The sequence below is a fragment of the Thermopolyspora sp. NPDC052614 genome (genome assembly GCF_040678635.1).
Taxonomy (GTDB): domain Bacteria; phylum Actinomycetota; class Actinomycetes; order Streptosporangiales; family Streptosporangiaceae; genus Thermopolyspora.
Genome location: NZ_JBFATZ010000020.1, coordinates 51438 through 61676 on the forward strand (window position 1 = coordinate 51438; position 10239 = coordinate 61676).

The 10239-nt window shown below is 71.9% G+C and carries 7 protein-coding genes; 4 read left to right on the forward strand and 3 right to left on the reverse strand.

Annotated elements, in window-relative coordinates:
- Positions 1 to 153 precede the first annotated feature (153 nt).
- Both AB0K60_RS30990 and AB0K60_RS30995 read right to left on the reverse strand, forming a co-directional pair.
- Positions 154 to 900 carry a hypothetical protein gene (locus tag AB0K60_RS30990; RefSeq protein WP_364063104.1) on the reverse strand — a complete coding sequence of 249 codons (747 nt, stop codon included), beginning with the start codon at positions 898 to 900 and terminating at the stop codon, positions 154 to 156.
- 421 nt (positions 901 to 1321) lie between these two features.
- On the reverse strand, positions 1322 to 1714 hold the full coding sequence (locus AB0K60_RS30995) for an MmcQ/YjbR family DNA-binding protein (RefSeq protein ID WP_364063107.1): 393 nt from the start codon (positions 1712 to 1714) through the stop codon (positions 1322 to 1324).
- Positions 1715 to 1843: 129 nt separating this feature from the next.
- Between AB0K60_RS30995 and AB0K60_RS31000 the strand changes: the two genes are divergently transcribed.
- The 4 genes from AB0K60_RS31000 (at position 1844) to AB0K60_RS31015 (ending at position 9161) form a co-directional block, all read left to right on the forward strand.
- A complete protein-coding gene (locus AB0K60_RS31000) occupies positions 1844 to 2635 on the forward strand; it encodes a glycosyltransferase family 2 protein (protein ID WP_364063110.1) in 792 nt (263 codons plus the stop codon).
- Between the two features lie 172 nt (positions 2636 to 2807).
- Positions 2808 to 5450, forward strand: coding sequence for a sigma factor-like helix-turn-helix DNA-binding protein (locus AB0K60_RS31005; RefSeq protein ID WP_364063113.1), 2643 nt, complete (start codon positions 2808 to 2810; stop codon positions 5448 to 5450).
- Between the two features lie 911 nt (positions 5451 to 6361).
- Positions 6362 to 7660 carry a type III polyketide synthase gene (locus AB0K60_RS31010; protein ID WP_364063116.1) on the forward strand — a complete coding sequence of 433 codons (1299 nt, stop codon included), beginning with the start codon at positions 6362 to 6364 and terminating at the stop codon, positions 7658 to 7660.
- A gap of 226 nt (positions 7661 to 7886) precedes the next feature.
- Positions 7887 to 9161: a multidrug efflux SMR transporter gene (locus AB0K60_RS31015; protein WP_364063119.1), complete on the forward strand. Its 1275-nt coding sequence runs from the start codon at positions 7887 to 7889 to the stop codon at positions 9159 to 9161.
- 349 nt (positions 9162 to 9510) lie between these two features.
- Here AB0K60_RS31015 and AB0K60_RS31020 read toward each other — a convergent pair whose 3' ends face one another.
- The gene (locus tag AB0K60_RS31020; protein ID WP_364063121.1) at positions 9511 to 9675 is read right to left on the reverse strand and encodes a hypothetical protein; all 165 of its coding nucleotides are present in this window, start codon (positions 9673 to 9675) and stop codon (positions 9511 to 9513) included.
- Between the last annotated feature and the right edge of the window lie 564 nt (positions 9676 to 10239).

Sequence of the window (10239 nt, forward strand, 5' to 3'; positions counted from 1 at the left end):
CCGCCGCGAGCACGGCGGTCGGGGTCATGACGCCGGATGCGCGCCCGTGCCGCAACGCCACGGGCGCACACCGTCACCGATCAGTCGGCCGTCGGCCGGGGCGCGAGGCGACGCCCTCCGCCCCGGCCGGACCGGACCGGCCTGCGTACGGACTCACCCGGCGCGGAGCCTGCCGTCGAGGACGGCGGCCCGGAGGCGGGACTCGGCGGCGGCGCGGCGCCTGCGCAGCACGTCGTACGGCACCGCCAGGCCCTCGGCCACGGCCCGCAGGGGCACGCTCTCCAGGCGGGTGACGCCGATGAGCCGGGCGTCGGCACGGCTGATGACGCCCTGGGCCACGGCGCGGGCCAGCAGGAGGTCGGGGTGGTCGGCGGGGGCGCCCGAGACGATCGTGTCGAACGTCTGCGGGGCCACCGGAACCGGTCCGCCCGGCGCGGCGGGGCGGGCGCAGGCCAGGCGGGTGGCGCGGTAGAGCCGCGGCGTCAGACGCGGGCGATCGAGGTTCAGGCCGTGGAGCGCGTGCGTGAACGCGACGACCACCTCGGCGGTCACATCGGCGGCGTCGCCGGGTCCGCCGGACAGACGGCCGGCCATGCGGCGCAGAACGGGCAGGGCCAGGCCGAGGCAGCCGATGATCCATACATCGCCGTGTTCGCGTGCCAGCCTGATCAGCGGACGCCAGGCGGCGTCGCGAACCGGATGGCCGATGGCCGGGTGGCTGAGGATGAGCCGCAGTTCGGCGAGTGTGATCGGCCGTGGCGGCAGGCCGTACCCGATGACCTCGCCGTCGACGCGCAGCGGCCCGCCGTCGCGGCACAGCAGTTGGAACGTGCGCTCGGCGATGTCCAGCAGGTCCGGAGCACCGGCGCCACCCTGGCGATATGGGGCGAAGCGTGGCATGAACCCTCCCCGTTTTCGTGTCCTGAAGAACCGGACACGACCAGCAACTCACCCCCTTCAGCCGATCTTTGGCATTCCTCTGGGCAACCGCCCCCGTTCAGGCCGTCCGCCATCGCCAAAACACGCTCTGACCTGCGATAACGCGGTAAAGAACGAAGAACGGTAGAGAGACGGCAAAGAATCGCCCATCACATCCGCTGTCCCCATTGCGGCCCCGGCCGCCGCCTCCGTCCCGGCGCGCGCCATGCCCGAAGCCAGGCCCCCGGGCACGGGCGGCGCGGTCGCCGGGTGTCTAGCGCTGGTCGTATGCGGCGGCGACGCGCTTGGGCACCACCATGCGCCAGGTGTCCACCACGAGTTGGCGCATTTCGGCCTTGTCGAGCGCCGTGCGCCGGGGACGGGCGGCGCGGTCGCCGGGTGTCTAGCGCTGGTCGTATGCGGCGGCGACGCGCTTGGGCACCACCATGCGCCAGGCGTCCACCACGAGCTCGCGCATCTCGGCCTCGTCGAGCGCCGCGAGCCGCGCCCGGACCCAGTTGTACCGCTCGTCGGACGGCTCCGGCATCAGGAACTTCTCCGGCTCGGCCGCCACCAGCGCGCCGCGCTCATGCTTGGGGAAGGCGAATCCCATGAGCGTCTCGTCGCGGGAGAACGACACGTACACCAGCCTCCCCACGCGGAACTTCACGCGATCCCTGATGAGCCTCTCCTCGGTGCGCGGCAGCGTGATCGCCAGTCGCCGCACGTCCTCCACGGTGACCATCCGCCCAGCCTTGCAGAGCCGCCCGCGCGTGTCGATCCCGGCCGGTTCCACGTACAAATCCACGGATCGTAAAAGTCAACACTCCCGGATCGGCCGCGAAACCGCAGGTCAGAGCCTTTTACAAGATCCGTATAAGACGGAGTTAAGTGGTTTGCAGGTGGCTTGGAGCATGCTTCGGCCATGACGACGTACCGAATCAACGCGAATCCCGGCCACCTCGCCCCTGTCGGCGACGTCCGGGCCAAGAGCGCCACCGTCAGCGTGGTGATCGCGGCGATGAACGAGGCCGAGAACCTGCCGCACGTGTTCGCCACGTTGCCCCGATGGGTCGACGAGGTGGTCCTCGTGGACGGCCGGTCCACCGACGACACCGTGGCCGTGGCCCGGCGGCTGCGTCCCGACCTGCGCGTGGTCGTGCAGTCCGGCAAGGGCAAGGGCAACGCCCTCACCGAGGGCTTCGCCGCCGCCACCGGCGACATCATCGTGATGATGGACGCCGACGGCTCCACCGACGGCCGCGAGATCGGCCGCTTCGTGGACGCCCTGCTCGCGGGCGCCGACTTCGCCAAGGGCTCCCGGTACGTCCCCGGCGCGGGCTCCGACGACATCAGCTTCGTGCGGTCGCTGGGCAACAAGCTGCTCACCGCCGCGACGAACCTGCTGTACGGCACGCGCTACACCGACCTGTGCTACGGCTACAACGCCTTCTGGGCCCACCACCTGGACGCCCTCGGCCTCGATTGCGACGGTTTCGAGATCGAGACGCTGATGAACATCCGCGCCGCGCAGGCTGGCCTGGTCATCAGCGAGGTGGCGAGCCACGAGCGCTGCCGGATCCACGGCGAGAGCAACCTGCACGCCGTCCGCGACGGCTGGCGTGTCCTGAAGACCATCGTGCGTGAGCGGAAGCGGCGGCCTGTCCCGCCGACGCGGCACCCTGCCCTCACCACCGTGGAGCGCGCCGCCGCCTGACCATCCCCTCGGGGACGGTCGGCGGCAGCTGGCTCTCGGTCGCACGCGCGGAACGCGCCGCGAAGCACGGTTCATAACAGATAAATAACGTTGCCCGGCCCGCTGAGCCGAGGTCCGATCCCGTACGTCATGAGGTTGACAAGTAGGTTGACTGAAAGTCGAGGGATTGGACATGGAGCGTTCGCCGGCCCGGGACGTCACCGGTTCCACCCCGGTCCACGCGGCAGCCACGGGAGCGGTGCCGCCGGACCTCGCCGAAACGGTGGAACGCTACGGCGACGGACTCGGCGACTACTGCCGCATGTGGGTAGGGGACGCCCCCGCGGCGGTGGTCGCCGAGACGGTCCGCGCGGCACTGCTCCTGGTCCGGGAGCGGCGAGAGCCCTCCCGGAACCGGGGTGAGGGCCGGGCACTGCTGTACGCCGCGGCACGCGCATGTTGCCTGATCCGGCTGACGCGTCCGGTGGAAGGGGCGGCCTCGATCGCGGGGGCGCCGCCCCGGACCCGGGAGGCCGACGCGGCCGAACCGATCCTCGCGGGCCTGCAGGCCCTCGACCGCAGGCAGCGCGAGGTGCTGGAACTGGCCTGCCGCCACGGGCTGGACCTCGCCGAGATCGCCGCCGTCACCGGCCTGTCCGCCGAGCGGGCGGGCGCGTTGCTCACCGAAGCGCAGGACGTCTACGAGGCCTGGGTCAACGTCGTCATGCTCACCCGGGCCTCCCGAGCCAAGTGCGCGGAGGGAGCCGACCTCGCCGCCGACTGGGCCGCCCACCCGGTCCGAAACGCCCGCACCCGCCTACGCGCCCACGTCACCGCCTGCGCGACCTGCTCCGCCCCGGCGAGCCTGACCGTCGACGCGATGGCCCTGCTGGGCCGCATTCCCTTCACCCCGCTCACGCAGGAGCAGCGCGCCCTCATTCTCGACCCCTCCCTGCCCCCGCCCGTCCGCATCGCCTGGGGCGCCGACGGCTTCCCCGTCCAGCCCGACCGGGAACGCCCGGCTGCCCCGCCCCTGCTTCAGCAGGCGCCCGTGCTGTCCGCGGGCCTGGAGGCCAACCGCACCATCGGCTTCTGGGACCCCGACACCCCGGACGTCCCCATCGACGACCCCACCCCGGCATCCGGCGCAGACGCCCCCTCCCACGACGACGCCTCCCCTCGCCGTAACGTCTTCCGGCGTGGTGGCGCCGCGTCCGGTGATCTCCGTCGCACCGCTGATCGCTGGCCGCCGTTCGCGTCCGCCTCCCGGGAGACCGCGCCCCGGGAGAGTGCGCCCCGGGAGAGTGCGCCCCGGGGGAGCGAGCCCGGGGAGGCCGCACCTCGGGAGGCCACGCCCCGGGAGACCGCGCCACGGACGGCCACGCCCCGAGGGAGCGAGCCCTGGGAGACCGCTCCCCTGGAGGCCGCGCCCCGGGGGAGTGCGCCCCAGGGGAGCGAGCCCGGGGAGGCCGCGCCCCGGGAGGCCGCGCTCCGAGGGAGCGGCAGCCCGTGGTCCGGTCGTCTCGGCCGTGACGGGAGCCTGCCCGGCGGCTCCGACGGCTTCGAGGAACTCGGCCCGCGCACCGGCACGCCGCACGACGCCGCCGCCGACGGCTCCACGCCCGGATTTGGCACGTTCCACGATCGCGCTCCGCGCCGGGTCCGGCCGTACGACGACGGGTTCGCCTCCGATCCGCAGGACCTGGACCCGGACCTGTACGGCCACCCGGGTGAGAAGAGGCGGCGTTCGGGCAAGGCGCTGGCGGCCACCGCCGGTGTCGTGCTGATCGGCGGACTGGCCTGGGCGGTGTTCGGCCCGTCCGAGCGGGCCGTCACCTTGGACGTGGCAAACGAGAAGCCCGCGAGCACCGGTCCCGAACCGCCGACGCCGATTCCCGCACCGCCGGAGGCGTCGGCGCGAGCCGCCGCCCCCGGAGGGGCCCCCTCCGGCTCCGCCGCCGGAGAGACGCCCCTCGACCCCACCGGCACGGCCGACCCCGGTGTCGAGGTCACCCCGGACGCGACGCCCACGGACGCGGGCGTGGGAGACGGCGCTTCCGGAGGCTTCGGCGTGAATCCCGACGACGGCGCGGCGTCGGGATCCCGCCGTACCCCCGACGCCGGAGCGGGCTCCGGTGCCGGGGGCTCCGACTCGGGTGGTGCCGGCGCGGGCGCGACCGCCGGCGCCACCCGTACCCCCAACCCTGGCGCCACCCGTACCCCGGACGCCGGGGCGCGCGGCTCCGGCGGTTCCGGATCCCGATCGGGCATCGGCGGAACCGGCGCGGGCGCGTCGCCGAAGCCGAGCGGCGTCGCCTCGGCAACCCCCGGCGGGACCGGGCGACGCGACCCGGAGCCCCTCCCGTCGATCGTCCCCGGGACCAAACCGTCCGCAGGCGCGAAGGCGTCCCCCAGTGGCGCGCCCGTACCGTCCCACCGCCCGTCGCCGAGCGCCACCGGACGCCGCGCCGCGGTCGCCCCGGTCAGGCTCATCGTGACGGAGGGCACCGGAGGCGACCGCCAGTCGGAGATCATCCTCCTGCGTGCCGTCAACGGAACGATCGCCTGGCGAGCCGCGATCTCCACGCCGCTGCTGCAGCTGTCGTCCAGCAGGGGAGTCGTCGGCCCAAACCGGCGCGACGGCTTCCAGATCCGGCTGACCCCCCTCCGCACCCTCGCCGCCCAGGGCCGCAGCACCGTGAACCACCTTTACGCCAACTGCGGAAAGACCAGGACCGCCGTGCTGCGCATCGCCTGGACCGGCGTCAACCAGGCGGGCGTCCGAACCCAGGACGTCATCCCCATCCGCGTCACCTTCAACCGGCCCTGCCCCTGACCTTCCTCATCGTCCGCCGCTACCCGCCCGGCCCGCTGGCATCGGCCTCCATGCGTATCGCTTGGACCGGCGTCAACCGGGCGGGCGTGCGGGCTCAGGGCGTCATCCCTTCCGTGTCACCTTTGACCGGCCCTGCCCTTGACCTCTCGCATCGCCCGCCGCCGCCCGCCCCGCCCGCTGCCATCCGCCCCCCTTCCGCCCCCCGCATCCCACATTCGCCGCCCGTCACCTCGAACCGCCCCAACCCGCCCGGCGGCAGACGGCCCTCACTGACTTGACAGATCGCTGTCAATGACGTGAGGGCCGTGCTGCGTCCGTTCCGGCGGGTCGGCCCGCATTCGGGCGGCACGTAAACCCGAACTGGGTCGTCCGATACCTTCTCCCTTGTCATGTGATTCGGGCGGCACTCTCGATGGTTTCGGTCCTGTCCAAACCATCCGCAATTGGACATGAATCACACGGGTGAACCGTTCCCACGGGAATTCGAGACGCGGAGAGAAGCTCTCTAGGGATGTCACATCCGCACCATGACAACGCATCTGACTTCGATTGACAGACTATTCCAAGCTGGTCAGAATGCATGTCAAGAGCCTGATTCGAGGCTGCTGACATCCCAGAGGAAGGGAGGGTGTGACGATGGGCAGTCCGGCCGCAATGGGTAGCGGAATCTGCCCCCGCCCATTCGGCGGGGAGATCCCTAGGGCATCAGGATAGCCGCGGGGGATATCCCCTCAAGTAGGGCCGTCACCCTTTCCACGCCCTGCGGATCCGCGTGGGCCGAGCAAGCCGCGGGACTTTACACCCGGCTTCTCACATCGTACGGCGACCGTCTTTGCCATGCCTGGCTACCGGTCACTTCCGATATGAATCTCCTCCCCCTCAGCTCGCTCGACAACCGTGGTGGTGAATCGGTGCCAGTACTTTGCAAGCCGGCGGTCGCCGTACCCGAACATGTGATCACCCGTGAGCAGACCCTCGCCCTGTGCGCCGACCTCCATCGGGATCACCCGAGGCTCGCGCTCGCCCTGCGCCTGATCGCGAACACCGGCGTGGAGAAGCGTCACCTGGTGCTCCCGATCGAGCAGGTGCTGCACCACCCGGGTTTCGACGAGCGGAATGATCGCTACGAGGAGGAGGCGAAACTGCGGGTGCCACCGGTGATCCGCCAGGCCCTGGACAACGCCGGGGTGACCGCCGGCGACATCGACGCGCTGGTCTACGTCTCCTGCACCGGCTTCATGATGCCGTCGATGACCGCCTGGCTGATCAACAACCTGGGCTTCCGGCCGGATGTCACCCAGCTCCCGATCTCCCAGCTCGGCTGCGCCGCTGGCGCCGCCGCGGTCAACCGGGCCCACGACTTCTGCGCCGCCCACCCCGGCGCGAACGTGCTGGTCGTCGCCTGCGAGTTCAGCTCCCTGTGCTACCAGCCCACCGATCTGGACGTGGGCAACCTGCTGTCCAACGGCCTGTTCGGCGACGGCATCGCCGCGGCCGTGCTGCGCGGAGCCGGCGGTCACGGCATCGAACTGCGCTACCAGGCCTCCTACCTGCTGCCGAACACCGAGCATTGGATCAGCTTCGACATCGGCGCCAGGGGCCCGCACTTCCGGCTCGACCTGCGGGTGCCCGGCACCATGGCCGACCTGGCGCCCGTCATCGCCCGCCAGGCCCGCGACCACGGGTGGAACGCCTCCGACCTCGACCTGTACGTCATCCACGCCGGTGGCCCGCGCATCCTGGACGACCTGGCGAGACACCTGCGCGTACGGCCCGAGGCGTTCTGGGCGAGTCGGCAGACGCTCAGCGAGTACGGCAATATCGCCAGCGCGGTCGTCTTCGACGTGCTCCGGCGGGCGTTCGAGGTCGGCATGGTGCGGGACGGCACGCGATGCCTGATGGCCGGGTTCGGGCCGGGGATCACCGCCGAGCTCACCCTCGGCACCTGCGTGGGAGAGGACCCACCCGACCCCGTGCCGAGGGCGCCACGGCCGCTGCACGCCGTGGCCGAGCCGCTACGTCTCCCGCACCAGCGCAGGAGCGGTCGGACCACCGCCCACGACCGGATGCACGCCCACGGCCGGGTACACGCCCGCGACCGGCGGCACGCGCGGGGGCACGGCGCCGCGCACGGACGCCACGCGGCCGACGACCACGGCACCTGCTGCGACTCCGACGGCCACCCGCGGCGACTCCGCCGCCGGCGCTAGCCGGACGACATCCCCGGCGCGCTGCGGAAATAAACGCCTCAATACCTGACTCATATATTTACAACACACATATCAATATTGTTATGGATGCCGGGCCGGAGATTACCCGAGCCCTCCGCCCCCGGGATCGCCGCTTCGCGGGAAAGGCACGCCGAAATGAATGAAATCATAGGCCGCGATCGGATCGCCGGATCCCTGCGGAACCGTTCCGTCAACGACCCCCGCCATGCGTTCTAGCTCGGTCATGGCCTGGTTCCTGCTCGCGTGCGCGATTCTCACGGAGATCGCAGCAACAACCGCGCTCAAGTACACCAACGGGCTCAATATCTTCACCCACACCTTTCTCACCCTCATGGTGGTGGGGCTGTACATCACGTCCTACGTGTGCATGGCCCAGGCACTGAAGCTGCAGTTGGAGGTTTCGGTCGCCTACGCGATGTGGTCCGGCATCGGCACCGCGGCGATCGCCGTCATCGGAGCCATGTTCTTCCGTGAATCGATCCACCCCATGAAGATCGGCGCCATCGCGTTGATCGTGGTCGGCGTCGCGATGCTCAACCTCGGCCCCGACGCCGGCGCCGCCCACGCCACGGTGATCCGTCCCTCGGTGAACATCGCGAACATGCCCTGGTCCGAGGCCATGACGGGCGCGACCGCCGCCGGTGGGCGCCATCGCGCCCCCGTCGGCGCGGCCTACCCGGCGGCCCGAGCCGCCGACCCCTACGGCGACTCCTACGCCGACCCCTACGGCGACGGGTACGCCGAGCCCCGCCGAGCCCGCCACGCCCGGCCCGCCTGGGGCCGGCCCGCCGAGCCGGTCACCATGTTCCACGACGATCACCTGGCCGAGACCGCGCCGACCGGCCACGTTCCCCACCAGCGCGTCGCCGGTCACTTCGCTGGTCACGTCTCCGTCCATGACGTCACGGGCACCCATGTCGCGGGCGGATACGCCGTGGCCGCCGACGCCTCCGGCAGGCGGCGCCTCGAGGCCGACGCGCCCGGCTACGCCACCGAAAGCGTCATCCCCCGGCCCTACGTCTCGGAGGGCGTGGACCCCCGCCCGTACGTCTCCGAAGGCACCGTTCCCCGGCCGTACGTCTCCGAGAACGACATCCCCGTCCACTGGGTGCCCGCCTACGGCGCCCCCGACCCCGTCCACGACGCACCCGCCCCGGTCGCGGCCCCCGTCCCAGCCCCAACACCGCCGCACGCGCACACGACGGCCCGCCAGGCGGCCTACCTCGGCACCGACGACGTCTCGGACTTCGTCACCGACCTGGACGCCGCCCTGAACGCGGGGCACGACACGTACCGCGACGACCATCACGAGGCGGACGTCGTGGTCGAACCCGCCGCCGTCGAGCCCCCGGCCGCGATCGAATGGCGGCCCGCCCCGATCACCCGCATCCCCGCGCAACGACGCGCCCCGATCAAGGGCGTCACCCTCCTGCACCCCTACCCGGACCGCCCCGCCGCCCGCACCCCTCGCTCCGCCTGACCGCTCCCCAAACGCGCCACCACGCCCGCCGCCGCCGCAGCCGGTGGGCGTCTTCATGCCACCAGCCCGCCGGTCTCGTCCGCCGGTCCTGCCCGCCGGTCTCGTCCGCCGGTCCCGTCTGCCGGTCCTGCCCGTCGGTCCTGATCGCCTTGACCGGCGGGTCAGGTTCACGGCGAGTCGTCGTACTCGCCGTCGCCCTCCGCGCCTGGAGCGGGAAGACGCGGATCTCTGTGCCCGTACGACGCGTCTCCGGCCGCAGCGTGCCCACGAATCGGGTGCGTGCCACGACCCCGGTCACCCTGCTGCTCTGGTCGGTGAGCAGGTCGGTGACCGACGTGCTGGCACCCCCTCATCCAGGCGGCGCTCGCCCGCCGAACCGGGTGGCCGGGGCCTGCCCGGCCGCGCACAGGTGATGGGTGTATTCGGCCAGGGTCTGGCCGGTGGCGGGCAGCGCGACGCGGCCCTGCCCGGCGCACCAGCCCGCGAAGGCGCGCGCCCTCGGTCGGCGGTTCATCGGTGTGGCCGGACAGCCGGTGCATGGTGCGCACGGCCGCGATCGCCTGCTCGGTCCATACAGGGATCCGAAGCGCCCGTCTCGCCCCCGTCGAACGCCTCGCCCCGCCGGATGAAGTTGCGGTGGTCCGCGGCGACCAACGGGGTGAAGCGCGTGCTGTTCAGCGCCAACTCCGAGGGCGCCTGCCCCGCCAGCAACGGCGCCGGCGTCGTTCGGCCCTCGCCTGGCCGCAACGAAACGATCCGACCGGAGAAGGGGCGGCGCTGGTGCCGTGGCCGCAGTGCTTCATCGGGTCAACGCTTCCGAGCGTGAGGGCCGACGGCGCAGGCGCCAGCCGGGGTCACTGCGAGAGTGCGCGGCGACAAAGCAGGCCGCCTCGCCGCCGCGAATCGTGTGCAGGGTCTACCCGACGGGCGCTGACAAAATGCCTTCAGTACGCGAGCTGCAACGGGGCCGTGGGTTTGAGATGGTTCCCAGGCGCGAGGCGCTGGGCTCACAGGCCCACACCACCGGCCCACGCGCAGTCGCCGAGTTCCCCCGGTCAAGGAATCCGCCGACGCCGAG

Excerpts from the sequence above, each read along its gene's own strand:
- AB0K60_RS30990 (WP_364063104.1), bottom strand. The coding sequence starts at position 900 with ATGCCACGCTTCGCCCCATATCGCCAGGGTGGCGCCGGTGCTCCGGAC.
- AB0K60_RS31000 (WP_364063110.1), top strand. The coding sequence starts at position 1,844 with ATGACGACGTACCGAATCAACGCGAATCCCGGCCACCTCGCCCCTGTC.
- AB0K60_RS31005 (WP_364063113.1), top strand. The coding sequence starts at position 2,808 with ATGGAGCGTTCGCCGGCCCGGGACGTCACCGGTTCCACCCCGGTCCAC.
- AB0K60_RS31015 (WP_364063119.1), top strand. The coding sequence starts at position 7,887 with ATGCGTTCTAGCTCGGTCATGGCCTGGTTCCTGCTCGCGTGCGCGATT.
- AB0K60_RS31020 (WP_364063121.1), bottom strand. The coding sequence starts at position 9,675 with ATGAACCGCCGACCGAGGGCGCGCGCCTTCGCGGGCTGGTGCGCCGGG.